Origin of the sequence: Kaistella montana, from assembly GCF_024436175.1 — a bacterium.
Classification (GTDB): domain Bacteria; phylum Bacteroidota; class Bacteroidia; order Flavobacteriales; family Weeksellaceae; genus Kaistella; species Kaistella montana.
In genome coordinates this window covers 966,149-983,291 of record NZ_JANFQP010000001.1, presented here as the reverse complement: position 1 = coordinate 983,291, position 17,143 = coordinate 966,149, and the positions used below count along the sequence as shown (strand labels likewise).

Annotated in this window: 14 protein-coding genes; 10 read left to right on the top strand and 4 right to left on the bottom strand. The window is 37.7% G+C overall.

Features of this window, described 5'->3' with window-relative positions; translation table 11 throughout:
* Positions 1–43 precede the first annotated feature (43 nt).
* The 4 genes from NOV28_RS04545 to NOV28_RS04530 all read left to right on the top strand — a co-directional run bounded on the left by NOV28_RS04545 (position 44) and on the right by NOV28_RS04530 (position 3,031).
* Positions 44–1,066 carry a glutaminyl-peptide cyclotransferase gene (locus NOV28_RS04545; protein ID WP_255928034.1) on the top strand — a complete coding sequence of 341 codons (1,023 nt, stop codon included), beginning with the start codon at positions 44–46 and terminating at the stop codon, positions 1,064–1,066.
* 24 nt (positions 1,067–1,090) lie between these two features.
* Complete coding sequence (locus tag NOV28_RS04540) at positions 1,091–1,933, top strand: hypothetical protein (protein WP_255928032.1); 843 nt, start codon at positions 1,091–1,093, stop codon at positions 1,931–1,933.
* A 61-nt stretch (positions 1,934–1,994) separates the two neighbouring features.
* On the top strand, positions 1,995–2,609 hold the full coding sequence (locus NOV28_RS04535; protein WP_255928030.1) for a deoxynucleoside kinase: 615 nt from the start codon (positions 1,995–1,997) through the stop codon (positions 2,607–2,609).
* A gap of 74 nt (positions 2,610–2,683) precedes the next feature.
* Entirely contained in the window at positions 2,684–3,031 is a 348-nt protein-coding gene (locus NOV28_RS04530; RefSeq protein ID WP_255928028.1) for an ArsC/Spx/MgsR family protein, read from the top strand.
* A gap of 6 nt (positions 3,032–3,037) precedes the next feature.
* Here NOV28_RS04530 and NOV28_RS04525 read toward each other — a convergent pair whose 3' ends face one another.
* The 3 genes from NOV28_RS04525 to NOV28_RS04515 form a co-directional block, all read right to left on the bottom strand.
* The gene (locus NOV28_RS04525; protein ID WP_255928026.1) at positions 3,038–3,931 is read right to left on the bottom strand and encodes a TIGR01777 family oxidoreductase; all 894 of its coding nucleotides are present in this window, start codon (positions 3,929–3,931) and stop codon (positions 3,038–3,040) included.
* A 19-nt stretch (positions 3,932–3,950) separates the two neighbouring features.
* Entirely contained in the window at positions 3,951–4,259 is a 309-nt protein-coding gene (locus tag NOV28_RS04520) for a DUF493 domain-containing protein (protein ID WP_255928024.1), read from the bottom strand.
* Between the two features lie 71 nt (positions 4,260–4,330).
* On the bottom strand, positions 4,331–5,011 hold the full coding sequence (locus NOV28_RS04515) for a DUF4197 family protein (protein ID WP_255928022.1): 681 nt from the start codon (positions 5,009–5,011) through the stop codon (positions 4,331–4,333).
* A gap of 193 nt (positions 5,012–5,204) precedes the next feature.
* Here NOV28_RS04515 and NOV28_RS04510 point away from each other — a divergent pair, with 193 nt between their 5' ends.
* From NOV28_RS04510 to NOV28_RS04485, 6 genes are all read left to right on the top strand, one after another.
* Complete coding sequence (locus NOV28_RS04510; RefSeq protein ID WP_255928019.1) at positions 5,205–8,018, top strand: SusC/RagA family TonB-linked outer membrane protein; 2,814 nt, start codon at positions 5,205–5,207, stop codon at positions 8,016–8,018.
* 10 nt (positions 8,019–8,028) lie between these two features.
* Positions 8,029–9,447, top strand: coding sequence for a RagB/SusD family nutrient uptake outer membrane protein (locus tag NOV28_RS04505; protein WP_255928017.1), 1,419 nt, complete (start codon positions 8,029–8,031; stop codon positions 9,445–9,447).
* Between the two features lie 80 nt (positions 9,448–9,527).
* A complete protein-coding gene (locus tag NOV28_RS04500) occupies positions 9,528–10,907 on the top strand; it encodes a glucoamylase family protein (protein ID WP_255928015.1) in 1,380 nt (459 codons plus the stop codon).
* Between the two features lie 133 nt (positions 10,908–11,040).
* A complete protein-coding gene (locus tag NOV28_RS04495) occupies positions 11,041–11,751 on the top strand; it encodes a carboxylesterase family protein (protein WP_255928013.1) in 711 nt (236 codons plus the stop codon).
* A gap of 5 nt (positions 11,752–11,756) precedes the next feature.
* The gene (gene bglX, locus NOV28_RS04490) at positions 11,757–14,084 is read left to right on the top strand and encodes a beta-glucosidase BglX (protein ID WP_255928011.1); all 2,328 of its coding nucleotides are present in this window, start codon (positions 11,757–11,759) and stop codon (positions 14,082–14,084) included.
* A 102-nt stretch (positions 14,085–14,186) separates the two neighbouring features.
* On the top strand, positions 14,187–15,707 hold the full coding sequence (locus tag NOV28_RS04485) for an FMN-binding glutamate synthase family protein (RefSeq protein ID WP_255928009.1): 1,521 nt from the start codon (positions 14,187–14,189) through the stop codon (positions 15,705–15,707).
* A gap of 27 nt (positions 15,708–15,734) precedes the next feature.
* Here NOV28_RS04485 and NOV28_RS04480 read toward each other — a convergent pair whose 3' ends face one another.
* Positions 15,735–17,108 carry a chloride channel protein gene (locus tag NOV28_RS04480; RefSeq protein ID WP_255928007.1) on the bottom strand — a complete coding sequence of 458 codons (1,374 nt, stop codon included), beginning with the start codon at positions 17,106–17,108 and terminating at the stop codon, positions 15,735–15,737.
* Positions 17,109–17,143: the final 35 nt, after the last annotated feature.

Here is a 17,143-nt window from a genome sequence, read left to right as displayed (position 1 = left end):
TTTGTGTTCAAAAAATTGAGTACTTTTGAAAAAAATATTATTAATGAAAATCAGAAATTTTATTGCTGTTTTGGCCTTTACTGCGTTGGTTTCCTGCAACAAAGACAAGGAGATTCTCAATACTTTAAATGACTATAACCTCTCGATGGAAACCAAAGGATACCATTTTGGCGATGCTTTAGCGCTTCCGAAAGAAGTAACCGAAGGTGCGGAAAGCATTTCCATCAGTTTTGGTGATAAAGAGACTTCCAAGCTGGTTGTTGATCCAAATTTTTTCACTTTAGGCGATAACGCGGTGACTTTTAATATTAAAAAGAAAAACGGTGAAATCCTTAGTCAAGACGCTACCATCAATGTTTTTGCGAAAAATCCTGAAGCGAAATTGAGCTATACTGTTGTAAAAGAATATCCTCACGATCCGAAGAATTTCGTTCAAGGTTTTCAGTTAGATGGCAACACCATTTACGAATCTGACGGACAAAACGGACAATCGAGAATCTTAAAATATAACTTGGGCGGCACCACACCGATTGTTTCTACGCCTCAAGCTGCCGATGTTTTTTCTGAAGGATCAACCATCGTTGGCGACAAAGTGTATCAACTTACTTGGCAAAACAAAAAAGGGTTTATCTACAACAAAAGTGATTTGAGTTTAATCAGCGAATTTGCTTACCCGAACTTGATTGGCGAAGGTTGGGGATTAACTTTTGATGGGAAAAACCTGATTCTTTCCGATGGAACTAAAAATATTTACTTCCTTGAACCAAATGACCCTTCCAAAATCGTGAGATATATTGCCGTAGCCGGAAATACCGAAGCTTATGAGAAACTCAACGAGCTGGAATACCACAACGGATTTATCTATGCGAATGTTTGGCAAAAGCCGATTATTCTGAAAATTAATCCTGCAAATGGGGAAGTAGTCGGTAAATTCGACTTCACCGAAATTGCACAGAAACATACCACCAATGAAGATGATGTTTTAAACGGAATCGCTTTCAAAGGGGAAAATATGTTGGTAACCGGTAAAAACTGGGACAAAATCTACGAAGTAAGCATTCAATAATTGCTTTAAAATATTCTTAATGAAATGACGTTTTTCGACGTCATTTTTTTTATATTTGATGAAATCATTGTTTTGAAAATCTTATCCATCTTTTTTCTGTTTTCATTCTTCGTGGTTTCTGCGCAGCAAAAACTGCCTTTTGATTCCTTGAAATTAAAAGATGCAAAAGAGCTTTTCGCCGATGATTACGGGAATATTTATCTTTATCGAAACAAAGATTTTAGCTTTACCAAATACGATTCGCTCGGAAAACAAAAGGGAAAACTGCTTTTCGCTTTGCCTTTCAGAATTCAATCAGTCCAAAACCCGTTGAGTATTCCGACTTTCTCCGAAAACGCTCAGGAATTGAAGCTTTTTGATCAAAATTTAAATGAAATTCAAAAGGTGAATTTCCGGGAGAAATTCGGACAAATAAAAAGGGTTTTTGCCGAAGATTTACAACAAATTTGGCTCCTCGATGAAAGCACAAAACGTCTGATCCAATATAATTTTCGAGAAGAAAAAACCATCAACGCCTATCCGTTTGATATTGATTTCGAAACCATCATCGACTTTCAGGTGGATCAGCAAAAAGTGTATTTTCTCACTTCAAAAAACTTTACCATTTACGATTTTAATGCAAAAAAACTCACGGAAATTCCTATCAATTTCGGAAGAAGAATCGTTCGCGAGAACCAGAATATCTTGATTATTGGGCAAAAAGAAGTTTCCGTGTTAGAAAATGCACAATTGAATCCGATTTTCAAGGACGAAAATGCACAAATTGTGGATAAAAATACGGCTTCTTATTTTGTTATCAAACAGAACAAACTTTATCTTTACCCCATCCAAAAAACGCCTCGAAAAAACGCAAATTCCACCGAATGATAGTTGGACTTTTCATTTTTAGAAAGGCAAATTCACACAACTTTTAAAACAAATTTTTAGCATGCATATTGCGGTTACAGGAAATATTGGCGCGGGAAAAACTACTTTAACGACCATGTTGTCAAAACATTACGGTTGGGATGCCCAGTTTGAAGATGTAGATCATAACCCTTATTTGGAAGATTTCTATTCGGACATGAGCAAATGGAGTTTTGCGTTGCAGATTTATTTTCTTGGAAGCCGTTTCAGACAGGTGAAAGAAATTCGCGAAAGTGGAAAAAACATCATCCAAGACCGTACAATCTACGAAGATGCCCACATTTTTGCGGAAAACCTGAACGATATGAATCTTTTGACGGCACGTGATTTCAATAATTACTCTGCGGTTTTTGAATTGATGAAAAGTTTTGTTTCGGCACCAGATTTGCTCATTTACTTGAAGTCTGATGTTCCCAATTTGGTGAAGAAAATCTATAAACGTGGCCGCGATTACGAAGCTACCATTTCCATAGAATACCTCTCCAAACTCAACCAAAAATATGAGAAATGGATCTCAGGCTACAAAGAAGGAAAGCTATTGATCATCGAAGTTGACGATTTGGATTTCGTAGAAAGACCGGAAGATTTCGGTTACATTCTCGAAAGAATTGAAACAGAACTCCATGGTTTGTTTTAGTTGAAAATTGAAGGTTAACTTTTGATGACGGCAGTTTTTCCTGAATAAATTTAACCTTATAAAACTATAAAATCATGATTAAAGTTCTTCATAATAATACTTGTTCCAAATCGAGAGCAATCTTAGAGCATTTAGATGAAAATAATGTTCCTTTTGAAATCATCGATTTCATAGAAAATCCGTTGTCGGAAATTGAATTGAAAACAGTTCTGAAAAAGTTAAACACCGATGTACAGGGACTTATCCGCAAGAATGAAGTTTTATTTAAAGAGAAATTTGCAGACAAAGAATTTACGGATGATGAATGGATTAAAGTTTTAGCAGAAAATCCTTCATTAATTCAAAGACCTATTTTAATCAAAGGAAATGTCGCGATGATCGCAAGACCTATTGAAAATGTGAAATTTTTTATTGAAAATTAAGTCGACTTAAATTAATGTCTTCAACGCTTTTTGAAGCATAGAATATTGAAAATCAAATCCCGCGGATTTGATTTTTTTATTGGAAACACGGCTTCCGCGGAGAATAATCGTGCTCATTTCGCCCATCATCAATTTCACTAAAAAGGCAGGGACATGTACGGAAATGAAAAACTTGCATAAAGTTCGCGCCAATGTTTTCATGAATATTTTATTCGTAGGAATATCATCTGCAACCGCATTATATTTGCCGTTAATAGTAGGTTTTTCAAGCGCAAAAACGTACAAATCGATCAAATCTTCAAGGTGAATCCAATTCATCCATTGTTTTCCGGAACCGATTGCGGCAGCCAAATTGATATCGGTAATGTTTTTTAATAATGGAAAAGCACCGCCGTCTTTTCCCAATACCAAAGCGGTTCGTAGGCAAACAACTCGGTCGGAGAGATCTGCAAATTGATCGGCTGCTTGCTCCCATTCGGTGCATAATTTTGCCAAATAATCATTTTTAAGAACTCCTGAATCTTCGTGTAAAATTTGATCAGAAGTGAAAGTTCCGTAGCAATTGACGCCGGATGCTGAAATAAATGCTTTTAAATGAATGTTATTTTTTTGGCAATACTTTTTCAGGAGATTTGCGGTGTTGATGCGGCTTTCGAAAAGTTCCTTTTTGTGCTTTTTCGTCCATCTTTTGCTGATGTTCGCACCGGCAAGATGTATGATTGCATCGAGGTTTTCGAATGCTTTATCATCAATATATTCTTCCTTTGGGTTCCAATGAAACTGGTTTTCCTGAGTGGGGTTGCCTCTCGTCAAAAACCGAACATGGTGATCTCTTTCTCTAAGTTTTTCTACTAAAGATTGTCCTATAAATCCACTTGCACCAGTGATTAAGACATTCATTTTTTTAGCTTTAATCTTACTAAAGCATCATCACTCCAGAAATTTTACCTACTTCTTTGTAGATTTTGATGACCTGATCGGCATCCATAACAAAAGCATTGATGCTGATCGAACTATATTTTCCGTTCTTGCTTTCTTTGGTATTGAGGGTGAATTTTACTTCATCGAAAACTCTGTAGATTTCGGTATGTTTGGATTCATCGTTTGTGATGATGAATTTAAAAAGATAATCTTCCGGAAAATCGTGGGTAGCTTCTAGTTTTTCTTTCAAAGATGCATAAAAATCATCCGGATTCGTATTTTCTTGATTATCAATAATGTTAACCATTTTCTTTATATTAAAGGTTCAAAAAAGTTTCCGAAAAAATTCGGAAACTCAAATGTAAAGATATTTTTTTGTTATTTAATGCTATTCAAAGAATTCAATATCGTAGCAGAGTTTTGTTGCTCATGATTTTGAATAATATTGAAAAGTCCATTTACCATTTGCTGAGATGCAAATTTACTGATTCCACCAGTTAAAGCGTTAGAACTTTGTCCGCCAAGAAGTGTTCCTAAGAGATTGGATCCGGCCAAAGCTTGGTTTAATGTGCTCACTAATCCGAATTCATTCAGCTTAGCATCAACTTTTGGGGCAATTGCAGCCATTAATTGCTCAGAAGTTTTTTCTCTCAAGATTTGAGTTGCGGTTCCGCTACCCCCTTGAACGATTCGTGCGGCATCTTCTGCAGTGAGGCTATTTACTGCATTGGTAAGGATCGGGCGAGAAACATCTACTGTGAAAGTTGCGGCTTGCGCGATATATTCTTTTTCTTTTTGCACCAAGCTGTTTAAACCTAATTTTTGCAACGTATTGTTCACATCCTTAAGTTGTTGTGGTAACGCAGCTTCAATAAGTTGATTGGCAAGGAAGCTGTTTTTATCGCTAAAAATATTAAGACCTTTGGTAATTCCTCCAAGAAGAATTTGTTTTAAAACTGCAAGTCCAACACTAGATGTAGCCAATGCTACACAAGATTGTGTGGTGGTTCCTAAGGTAACTACAGCCATCGTAGCTACTAAAATTGTATTTCTTTTCATGATGCAAATTTATAATTTGTAACTCAATGTTTGTCAAATATTAAGCCAAAGTTTTTTGGCTCTGAAATCATCTATTTAACAAATAATTATAAAAAAATGATTAAAAATTAACATCATATTAGTATATTTTCTAACTTTGAGATAATAATGATAGTTGGATTTCTTACTTATTTTTTAATAATAATACTACGATATGAAACAAATTAATTTGAAAGTTTCTTGTTTGGTAGCCGCATTCTATTTCGGAATGAATGTGAATGCACAAACCGGTAAACAAGACTCTTTGAAAGAACAAAAAATCGAAGAAGTGGTAATGATTGGCTATGGCAGCCAAAAGAAAGAAAACGTTACCGGAAGTATCGGTTTAATCAGCGCTAAAGATTTAGCAGATAAACCGAATGCAAATGCTCTTAATTCTGTTCAAGGTCGGCTTGCCGGTGTGAATGTAGTCACGACGGGAACTCCAGGAGGTTCGCCGAGAGTAGATATCAGAGGAATCGGATCATTATCAGGAAATACTGTTTTCATCGTGGATGGAATGTTGACAGAAGATATTTCTTTCCTAAATCCGCAAGATATTGAATCGATGAGTGTTCTGAAAGATCCATCGAGTTTGGCGATTTATGGTGCGAAAGCTGCGAATGGAGCGGTGATCATTAAAACCAAAACAGGAAGAGGCAAACCGATTTTCAATGTGAATTCTTATTTGGGAATCAAAACGGTTACTAATGTTCCGGAAATGGTGAATGCTGATCAGTACATCGAATTATATAATGAAAAATTGAGGAATGACCGGGTAACGGATCCAACGCAATTCATCACCAAGGCACAATATCCGGGAAGTACCGATTGGTTCAGCGAAATATTGCGTCCGAGCACTATTAATTCTAATGATTTTTCGGCTTCTGGAAGTTTAGGAAAATTGAATTATTACGGAAGTGTAGGTTATTTGCAAGATGAAGGAAACTTGGCTGCAGGTAGAGGAATTAATTCCGGAAGCGGGTTTAACCGAATGAATACCAAATTAAACCTAAGCTATAAAATTACAGATAATATTACCATCGGAGATAATTTTTCATTCTCAAAAACCCGTACCGATGTTTCGAAAAACCCTCTATTAGATGCCCGAAACGCACCGCCGGTTTATGATGTAATGAACCCTACAACAGGAGATTACCAAAATATTACTTTAGTAAATGTTGCCAATCCAAGAGCACAATTAGATCTTTATCGTTCCCAAGTTAGACAAGAGAGATTACTCAATAATGTTTGGGCCGAAGTGAAATTTTTGAAAGATTTTACTTTTAAAGCGAGCTATACCAACGATAATTATTCTCCTCAACAATACGAATACACCCCAACTTTAACGTATGCACCGGTTTCTAACCAAAAAGATCCTGTGCTCATTACCAGAAACAATCGTTACCGAAATTATGTTTGGGATAATACCCTGAACTGGAAAAAAAGCTTTGGTAACCACAATTTGGATTTATTAGGAGGTTTTACCAGAGTTAGAGATTCCAGATCTGAAGAATATCGATCAGCTAATAAAGTCTATTATGACGGAACGAATGAATCTTTGAACATTGATAACGGAACCGATATTCTCTATTATAATGATACCAGAAGCGATCCGAGTGTAACCCAAGATCAGCGTAGAATTGAATCTATCTTTGGTAGAATTAATTATGATTACGCCGGAAAATACCTTTTAAATGCATCGATTCGTAGAGATGCAACTTCGCAAATTTCGACAGATCGCTACAGAACTTTCCCTGCGGTAAGTGTAGGTTGGGTGATCTCAAAAGAAGATTTCATGAGTGAGCAAAATTTCTTTAATTTATTAAAACTTAGAGCAAGTTACGGTGAACTAGGAAATCCAAATGTGAGCAGAAATTTCACCCAAAACGTAACCATCATCGGTGGTGGAGCTTATTATGGAAATAATGGTTATCCTGCAGCAACAATTGATACTGTGATTGACCCAACCATCGGCTGGGAAACTACAACTGGTACCGATTTCGGGATTGAAATGGCGATGCTAAATAATAATTTAAAACTTGAAGCAACCTATTATAACAAAGATTCCAAAGATGTTGTGTACGGAATTTTCCAAGGAACACTATCCGGAGCGAGCAACTGGAGAAATTTTGTAACCAATGCTTATTCCTTTAATAATAAAGGTTTGGAAATCTCAGCCAATTATAACAAAAACCTTAGCGAGAATGTGAAATTAGGTTTTTATGGAAACTTCACCACGCTTAAAAACAAAATCACTGATGTTTACGGCGGATCTTTCTTAGAAACAGGAGCTTCTCTTTTCAATAACTCAATCGTGAGATTACAAGCCGGTGAAGCGGTGGGATCTTATTATGGTTATCAGGTTGCAGGCGTTTTCCAAACCGATGCCGAAGCAGCTGCTTCAGGGCAAACTGATGCAAAAGCAGGTTGGTTCAAATTTGCTGACTTGGATGGAAACGGAATTATTGATGTTCGAGATAAAACTTTCTTAGGAAGCCCAATTCCTGATGGAACTTACGGATTCGGATTTACTTTAAATGTTCATTCCATTGATTTTGCTATTGATTTTCAAGGAGTTTTCGGAAATGAAATCTACAATTACAACCGCGAACAACGCTACGGAAACGAAAGTTGGGATTTGGATATGTACAACAACAGATGGCACGGTGAAGGAACTTCCAATACCAATGCAATGATTACCTCCAATCAATCGGTGATTCTTCCAAGCAGTTTCTATGTAGAAGATGGTAGCTATTTCAGAATCAGAAATATTCAAATTGGATACAACCTTCCGAAAAATGTCGCCGAAGCATTATCTGTGAAAAAATTGAGACTTTATTTAAGTGCACAAAATCCTTGGACCAGTTTTAAATACAACGGATTCTCACCTGAAATTTTAAATACTGACAGAGTACAAATGGGTATTGATAACAATATTTACCCAATTTCTGCCATCTATACTATGGGGATGAATTTAACATTTTAATTAAAAAATCATGAAAAAAATATTTTTAACACTCACCATACTTTCGCTCATTACAAGTTGTAAAGATGATTTTGTCGACATCAAACAAGAAGGTGTCACTGTTGGTACCGATTTCTTCCAAACGCAAGAAGATGCCATGAAGGCAACCAACGCGATTTATAGTTTCCTCAGAAGCTGGGAAAATACCGGTTTCCCTGCGCAGAATATTTTAGGAGTTACCGGTGACGATGTAGTGAAAGGTTCTAATCCTGGTGACGCCGCTTTCATCAACGATATGGATCAGTTCAAATACAACGTAAGTACCGATGCGGTAAACGGATATTGGATTGGTCAATGGCAAGCTGTAAACAGAGCCAACCAAGTAATCACCAAAGTTCCTGCAATTGAAATGGATGCTGCCTTAAAAAACAGATTGGTTGCTGAAGCCAAAATGTTGAGAGCTTATTTTTATTTTAATTTGGTAAGAGTTTATGGTGGTGTGCCGATTTTTGATGGCATTCAAACCAATTATAACCTTCCGAGAAATACCGCGGCAGAAGTTTATGATTTTATTGTAAAAGATTTAACGGAAGCTTCAGGAGTGCTTCCACCAAGTTATGGAGCAGCAGATTTGGGTAGAGTAACGAAAGGAGCAGCGCTAGGTTTACTTTCAAAAGTGTATTTGTATATGAAAGATTATCAAAAAGCGTATGATACTTCCAATTTGGTGATGGGAATGGGATACGATTTAGATCCTGATTTCAATCATTTATTCCGTCCTGCAGGCGAATTTGGTCCTGAATCTGTTTTCGAAGTCAACTGCGGTTGTTCTGCGGAATTCGGAGGAAGTCAGTATGCTGAAGTTCAAGGGGTAAGAAACCAATTCGGATGGGGATTCTTCACGCCTTCTCCGGCTTTGGAAAACGCTTTTGAACCAGGTGATATCCGAAAAGAATTGACGATTTTAAGAGAAGGAGAAACCACCATTGAAGGAGATTTGATCAAAAAAGGAGATCCACAATCGGTTGATACTTATAACCAAAAAGTTTATGTTCCGTCTTCTTTAAATAATAATGCTTGTGGTTATGGCTCTATTCAGAACTTAAGAATTCTAAGATTTGCAGACATTCTTTTGATTAATGCAGAAGCTGCCAACGAATTAGGAAATACCGCTGTAGCAATTACCAACATCAATCGAGTGAGAAACCGTGCACAACTTGCAAACACTACCGCAACCACACAAGGCGCTCTTCGAACTGCAATTTGGCAGGAAAGAAGGGTAGAATTAGCGATGGAGATGGATCGTTTCTTAGATCTTGTTAGAACAGGCCAAGCTGCTACATTTTTAGGACCATTAGGATTTAAAACCGGGAAAAACGAATTGTTCCCAATTCCTTTGAACGCAATTAATGACAGTAATAATGTCTTGACACAAAACCCTGGATATTAATGGATTTTATACAAAAAGCTGCCACATTTTTTGTGGTGGCTTTTTATTTTTTTAATGCTTGATTCTTAAAAATTTAAATAATGAAAGGAGTTTTTGCGGTAGGTTTAGTTGCTTGTACTTTTTTGTTTTCATGCAAAAATGCACAAAATGGGGCTTCAAATAATGAAGCTTCAACTAATGGCTTCACCAACGAACAATTGATGAACAGAGTTCAGCAAGATGCCTTGAAATATTTCTGGGATTTCGCTGAACCTAATTCATTGTTGGCGCGGGAACGCTATCATGTTGATGATATTTACCCCGATAATGACAAAAATGTAATTACAACTGGCGGTTCAGGATTTGGATTAATGACCATTTTAGTAGGAGTCGAGCGCGGTTTTATTCCAAGAAATGAAGCTGTAAAACGTTTAAATGTAATGGCCGATTTTCTCGCTTCCGCGGATCGATATCACGGAGCTTGGTCGCATTGGATGAATGGCGAAACCGGAAAAACCGTTCCTTTCGGACAAAAAGATAACGGCGGCGATCTTGTAGAAACTGCTTTTTTGGTTCAAGGAATCATCACCATTCGCGAATATTTCAAAAATGGAAATCAAGAAGAAAAACTTCTCGCCCAAAAAATGGATGACCTTTGGAAAGGAGTTGAATGGAATTGGTATACCAAAGGTGGCGAAAAAGTGCTTTATTGGCATTGGTCGCCCAATTACGGCTGGGAAATGAATTTTCCTTTGGAGGGTTACAACGAGTGCCTCATCACTTACATTCTCGCCGCAGCTTCTCCAACGCATACCATCGATGCCGAAACCTATTATAAAGGCTGGACAAGAAACGGTAAATACACCTCAGATCAATCCAAGTACGGCTTTCCGCTGATCGTGAAACACAATGGTGCAGAAGAATTTGGTGGACCACTTTTTTGGGCACAATATTCTTATCTCGGATTGGATCCAACAAATCTATCCGATAAAATAGTGAAAAATTACTTCGATCTCAATCGAAATCATGTTTTAATTGATTACAATTACATCCTCAAAAATCCTAAAAACTGGAAAGGTTATAACAAAAATTATTGGGGACTCACAGCAAGTTATACCCGAAATTCAGATGGTTCTACGGGATACACCGCCCATTCGCCCACCAATGACACGGGAATTATTTCCCCAACCGCGGCGTTGAGCAGTTTTCCTTATACTCCGAAAGAATCCATGGATTTTTTAAGATATGTTTATACCGAAAAGCCGGACTTCATCGGCGTTGCGGGTCCTTATGATGCAACATCGGTGCATTACGACAATTGGTTTACTCCAAGATATTTGGCGATCGATCAGGGAACCATTTCGCCCATGATTGAAAATTACCGATCCGGCCTGCTTTGGAAATTATTCATGAACGCACCAGATATCCAACAAGGCTTGAAAAAATTGAGTTTTAAATCTGAAAAGTATAATATTAAATGATTTTTTTTTGGAGCTATTTCCCGCTTTCCGCTATATCTTTTGTTCCGCTGCACTCCACAAAAGGATGCCGCTGCAATCGGGGCTAGGAGATCGGTTGTTAAATAAAATCAAGACCAATAAATTTTAAATAAATATGAAATCAATATCTCGTTTTACTCTCTTTTTTCTAAGTTTCGGTTGTTTGCTGAAAGCTCAGGAAATCAAAACAGAATTCAACAAAGAAATTAAAAACAGCTACAAAATTTCTTATGTTCTAGATTATCCTCAGGATTCTAAAGGAAAAGTTCCGTTGATTGTTTTCCTTCACGGCTCCGGCGAAAGAGGAACGAATTTGGAAATGGTAAAAGCACACAGTCCGTTTACTTACAAAAATCTCATCAAAGAACCTATTGCAATTCTGGCTCCTCAATGTCCGGAAAATGTTTGGTGGGATACCGAAACAATTTATCATTTAATCAAAGATATTCAACAAAAATATAAAATTGATGAGTCGCGAATTATCCTCACCGGTTTATCCATGGGTGGTTGGGGAACTTTGAAACTCGCGATGGAGCATCCTGAAATGTTTTCTGCGGTGGTTCCGGTTTGTCCGCCTGTCGATAGATTGATGAAAGTGAGAGCAGAAAATTACAAAGATCTTCCCATGAAAATCTTTCATGGCGGAAATGACGATATCGTTTCCCCGATGAATTCGATTGAAATTTATCAGGAAATTAAAAAATATAATAAAAACGTGGAACTTACTTTGTTCTCCGATGATAATCATAACTCATGGGATTCAACCTATTCCAATCCAAAACTTTACGAATGGATGCTTTCCCAGAAAAAATCTGACAAAAAATAATCAATATGAAGAAACTAATTTTAATTGCAACCATCGCGCTTGCACCTTGTTTTTCGGCTCAGGAAATGGTAACCAAACCTTACCAATCTTACCAAACCGAAGCTTATAAAGTCAAGAAAAAAGCATTTGTAGAGAATCTTCTCGCCAAAATGACTTTAGATGAAAAAATCGGGCAGCTGAATTTGCCTTCATCAGGTGATTTCACAACCGGACAAGCGACCAATTCCGACATCGGAAAGAAAATCGAACAAGGTTTGGTCGGTGGATTATTCAACATTAAAGGTGCTGAGAAAATCAAAGCGGTACAAAAAGTAGCATTAGAAAAAAGCCGACTTAAAATTCCATTAATTTTCGGAATGGATGTCATTCATGGGTACGAAACCACGTTCCCAATTCCTTTAGGTTTAGCTGCTTCTTGGGACATGAATCTTGTTCAGCAATCTGCTGCTGTAGCGGCAAAAGAAGCTGCTGCAGACGGAATTTCTTGGACATTTTCGCCGATGACTGATATTTCTCGAGAGCCACGTTGGGGAAGAATTTCCGAAGGTTCCGGTGAAGATCCGTATTTGGGAAGCGAAGTAGCCAAAAATATGGTTTATGGTTATCAAGGGAAAGATCTGTCACTGAAAAATACCATCATGGCTTGTGTAAAGCATTTCGCTTTATACGGAGCTGGTGAAGCCGGCCGCGATTACAATACGGTTGATATGAGCCACGTGAGAATGTTTAATGAATATTTTCCACCTTACAAAGCGGCTGTAGATGCAGGAGTTGGTTCTGTGATGGCATCTTTTAATGAAGTTGACGGAATTCCTGCTACCGGAAATAAATGGCTTCAAACCGAGGTTCTAAGAAAAATGTGGGGCTTTGATGGCTTTGTCGTTACCGATTACACAGGAATCAACGAAATGATCGAACACGGAATGGGCGATTTGCAACAGGTTTCTGCACTTGCCTTGAAAGCCGGTGTCGATATGGATATGGTGGGAGAAGGTTTCTTGAAAACCTTGAAACAATCTTTGGAAGAAGGAAAAGTTACCCAAGCGGAGATTGATTTGGCTGCGAAAAGAATTCTGGAAGCAAAATATGATTTAGGACTTTTTGAAGATCCTTATAGATACGGCGATGCAAAATTGGCTTCAAAAGAAGTTTTCAGCAAAGAAAACAGAAATGTTGCTCGAAATGTTGCTGCTCAATCGATGGTTTTAATGAAAAATGAAAACAACATTCTTCCATTGAAAAACTCCGGAACAGTTGCAGTAATCGGACCTTTGGTGAATAATTCCCTCAACATGACCGGGACATGGAGTGTCGCCGCAAAACATGGTGAAGCAGTTTCTCTAGTGAAAGGTTTGCAGGATAATTTCGGGAAAGATGTAAAATTTGTTTCTGCGAAAGGTGCAAATATCGATTACAGCGAAAAATTGGAAAATGTTTACGCAGCGCACGGAAAATTAACCGATAGAGATAATCGTCCGAAAGAAGTTTTACTGAAAGAAGCTGTAGATGTAGCTAACAAATCCGATGTAGTGGTTCTTGCGATCGGCGAATCTGCTGAAATGAGTGGCGAATCTTCATCAAGAACAGAAATTGATATTCCGCAATCTCAAATTGATCTTTTAAAAGAACTTAAAAAGACAGGAAAACCAATCGTGGTGGTACTTTTCACAGGTCGACCTTTGGCTTTAACCAATATGAAAGATCTTCCTGATGCCATTTTGAATGTTTGGTTTGCAGGTTCCGAAGCTGGAAATGCCATTTCAGATGTGCTTTTTGGTAAAGTAAATCCTTCGGGAAAACTTCCGGTAACTTTCCCGAGAAGTTTGGGTCAGGTTCCAATTTACTACAATCATAAAAATACCGGTCGTCCTTTAGGCGCTGATCAAACCGAAAAATGTGTCTACGAAAGATTCCGTTCCAATTATATGGATGAATGTAACACACCGCTTTATCCGTTCGGATTTGGTTTAAGCTATTCTAAATTTGACTATTCTGCGATGTCGGTTTCCGATGTTAATCCAAAAGGAAATCAAACTATTCAGGCTTCTGTTACAGTGACCAATTCTGGGAATTATGACGGAGCAGAAGTGGTTCAACTATATATCCGCGATAAGGTTGGAAGCATCACGCGACCTGTGAAAGAATTGAAAGGTTTCCAGAAAGTGTATTTGAAAAAAGGAGAAAGTAAGAAAGTGACCTTCAATATTTCCCCTGAAGATTTGAAATTCTATAACAACGCATTGAAATATGACTGGGAAGCCGGCGAATTTGATGTGATGATCGGGACCAATTCTGATGAGGTGCAACTCACCAAAATCAACTGGACGAAGTAAGAAAATCCTTTAAAATAGGCCGTTTTCAAATTATTGGAAACGGCTTTTTTTGTTGGGTTATTATTCCTAAATTTGGAGGTCAATCTTAAATTTTTTTATATAATGAGAGACAAATTCATTAACTGGGGAATCGTGATACTTATTTTGGTGTGGGCGACTTCATTGTTGATCAAAGCGCATTATTGGATTCCGATTTTATTAACCTGCATTTATGCATTGGGAATTTACAATTGTTTTCAAACCAAACATGCCATTCTTAGAAACTTCCCTGTAATTGGGTATTTTCGGTATTTTTTTGAAGGAATTTCACCAGAGATGCAACAGTATTTCATCGAAAGAGAAACCGATGGAAAACCTTTCCCAAGAAATCAGCGTTCCGCAGTGTACCGACGCGCAAAAAATATCAGTGATACCGTTCCTTTTGGAACTCAGTTAGAAGTGAATCAACGTAAATATGAGGGAATTAAACATTCTATTTACGCCAAATCTCCCAATGAAGAATTGCCAAGAGTTTGGGTTGGAGGTGAGCAATGTACCCAAAAATACCACGCTTCTTTATTCAATATTTCTGCGATGAGTTTCGGATCATTAAGTGATCGGGCGCAAATTTCATTAAATAGAGGCGCAAAAAAAGGAAGATTTTATCACAACACTGGTGAAGGAGGAATTTCCCCATATCACTTAGAAGGAGGCGATCTTTGCTGGCAAATCGGAACCGGATATTTCGGTTGTAGAGACGAACAAGGAAGATTTTCACCAGAAATTTTCAAGAAAAATGCCACCATTCCGAATGTGAAAATGATTGAAATTAAACTTTCTCAAGGTGCAAAACCTGGTCATGGTGGAGTTTTACCAGGATCTAAAAACACTCCGGAAATCGCTGCAATTCGCCACGTACAACCCGGACTTACGATTATTTCTCCACCGTCGCATTCTGCATTTTCAGATGCGGCTGGATTGCTGAAATTCGTTCAGGAATTGAGAGAATTATCAGGTGGAAAACCTGTAGGATTCAAACTTTGTATCGGTGATACTAAAGAATTTGAAGATATTTGCGTTCAGATGAATGTGCTGAAAATTTATCCAGATTTCATTACCATCGATGGTGCGGAAGGAGGAACTGGAGCTGCTCCACCAGAATTTTCGGATGGAGTGGGAATGCCTTTGGAACCTGCTTTGATTTTTGTGAATAGAACTTTGAACAACTTTAATCTTCGAAACAAACTTCGAGTGATAGCAAGTGGAAAAGTGTTGACGAGTTTAGATATTCTCCGTGCCGTTGCGATGGGAGCGGATATGTGTAATAATGCAAGAGGATTTATGTTTGCTTTGGGCTGTATCCAGGCGTTAAGATGTAATACCAATAATTGCCCGACCGGAGTTGCTACCCAAGATAAAATGCTCATCAAAGGGCTTGATGTAACCGATAAAAGCGAAAGAGTTTATCATTTCCATAAGAATACTTTGCACACTTGCAATGAATTGATTGCTGCCGCAGGAAAAGATTCTTATGATCAAGTTGATGCCTCAATGTTTATGCGGGGAGATGAGTTTGAGCACCTTTCGGATGTTTATTTCCCGGATATTTTAGGGAATGTAAAACAAAAATCAACAACTTATTAATTAAAACGAATAAAAAATCCGATAAAATTATTTATCGGATTTTTTATTGAGTTCTTCATTGCTGCGAATTTCTTCCAGATAAGAAATTTTCAAAGAATCGTAAAGTGATTTTCTGCTTACCATTAATGAAATCAATGAAGAAACCATTCCTGCAAGCATTAAATGAAAAATTAAAGAATGTCGATCGGTCATTTCGAGAACGATGATTGCTGAGGTAAAAGGAGCGCGGGTAATTCCTGTAAGAAAGGCGACCATTCCGGCAAGAATGACCACGTTGGTTTCATTCGGAGAAAGATGAATCCATCCTGAAATTACCGATCCGATACTGGCTCCGGCTGAAAGAGCAGGAGCAAAAATTCCACCTGCACCTCCTGATGTAAAAGATAAAGCTGGGCCAATCATTCGGAAAATAGGAATGTACCAATCTTCGTGCTTGTCTTGGGTAAAGAGGGTTCGCTCCATAATTGCTTTTCCGGAACCTAATATTTCACGGTTCACAAAATAGGCGAGTGAGGCGATTATTAATGCTGAAATGATAAGAAAAATGATGTTTGCTGTATCGGTTTTAAGTCTCTTTTTCCATTTGTTGATGCTCAACATCAAAACAGAAAGTTGACTAGCAAAAATCCCTGAAACTCCGGCTACTAAAATGACGGGAAACATGATTGATAATCCAACATCAGAAGTTTTAGGATAACCCAGATAAAGATAAGAACCAGCTAAAGTTTGAGCCATTAAACCTGCAATAATTACCGCTGTGAAAAGTGCCGTTTTAAAATAGTTGATGTGTGTTTTCGCAAGTTCTTCCACAGCGAATACAATTCCTCCCAAAGGGGTATTGAAAGCTGCGGAAAGACCGGCTGCAGCACCTGTCATAATCATGTTTTTCTTTGAAATTTTTGGCCACCAATCGGGAAGATATTCGTTGACTTTTCTGAAAACGGAACCGGCAATTTGAATCGTCGGGCCTTCTCGACCAACTGCGCCGCCACCAATGACGAGGGCGACACTGGATAAAACTTTAAAAACAATGATTTTTAAGCTTAATAATTGACGGATTTTTCTATTTTCTTTTGGGTTTGCCAGTTCTACAGCTGCCATTACTTGAGGAATTCCGCTGCCTTTCGCATAGGGTGCAAATTCTTTGATGAGCCACCACGAAACGATAAAACCTACAGGTGCGATGATGAAAATCATCAACGGATTCCAATTGAAAATAAAGTTCATAAGTTCTTCGCCCCAAGTGAATATTTTGGCATACAACACTGCAAAAACTCCGGTAATCAAGGAAGCAATCCAAAACGGAATCGCCTGCAACAGATTGTTTTTCAGTTTTTCGTTGTGGAGATTGTCAAATGATTTTTTTAAACTTTGTCTTACGTAAACAATGATTTGTAGCATATCACAAAATTATCATTTTTAAAATTAAGAAAGGA

Coding starts and splice junctions, on each gene's coding strand:
- NOV28_RS04500 (WP_255928015.1), top strand. CDS start 9,528: ATGAAAGGAGTTTTTGCGGTAGGTTTAGTTGCTTGTACTTTTTTGTTT.
- NOV28_RS04510 (WP_255928019.1), top strand. CDS start 5,205: ATGAAACAAATTAATTTGAAAGTTTCTTGTTTGGTAGCCGCATTCTAT.
- NOV28_RS04495 (WP_255928013.1), top strand. CDS start 11,041: ATGAAATCAATATCTCGTTTTACTCTCTTTTTTCTAAGTTTCGGTTGT.
- bglX (WP_255928011.1), top strand. CDS start 11,757: ATGAAGAAACTAATTTTAATTGCAACCATCGCGCTTGCACCTTGTTTT.
- NOV28_RS04480 (WP_255928007.1), bottom strand. CDS start 17,108: ATGCTACAAATCATTGTTTACGTAAGACAAAGTTTAAAAAAATCATTT.
- NOV28_RS04520 (WP_255928024.1), bottom strand. CDS start 4,259: ATGGTTAACATTATTGATAATCAAGAAAATACGAATCCGGATGATTTT.
- NOV28_RS04530 (WP_255928028.1), top strand. CDS start 2,684: ATGATTAAAGTTCTTCATAATAATACTTGTTCCAAATCGAGAGCAATC.
- NOV28_RS04525 (WP_255928026.1), bottom strand. CDS start 3,931: ATGAATGTCTTAATCACTGGTGCAAGTGGATTTATAGGACAATCTTTA.
- NOV28_RS04540 (WP_255928032.1), top strand. CDS start 1,091: ATGACGTTTTTCGACGTCATTTTTTTTATATTTGATGAAATCATTGTT.
- NOV28_RS04545 (WP_255928034.1), top strand. CDS start 44: ATGAAAATCAGAAATTTTATTGCTGTTTTGGCCTTTACTGCGTTGGTT.
- NOV28_RS04535 (WP_255928030.1), top strand. CDS start 1,995: ATGCATATTGCGGTTACAGGAAATATTGGCGCGGGAAAAACTACTTTA.
- NOV28_RS04485 (WP_255928009.1), top strand. CDS start 14,187: ATGAGAGACAAATTCATTAACTGGGGAATCGTGATACTTATTTTGGTG.
- NOV28_RS04505 (WP_255928017.1), top strand. CDS start 8,029: ATGAAAAAAATATTTTTAACACTCACCATACTTTCGCTCATTACAAGT.
- NOV28_RS04515 (WP_255928022.1), bottom strand. CDS start 5,011: ATGAAAAGAAATACAATTTTAGTAGCTACGATGGCTGTAGTTACCTTA.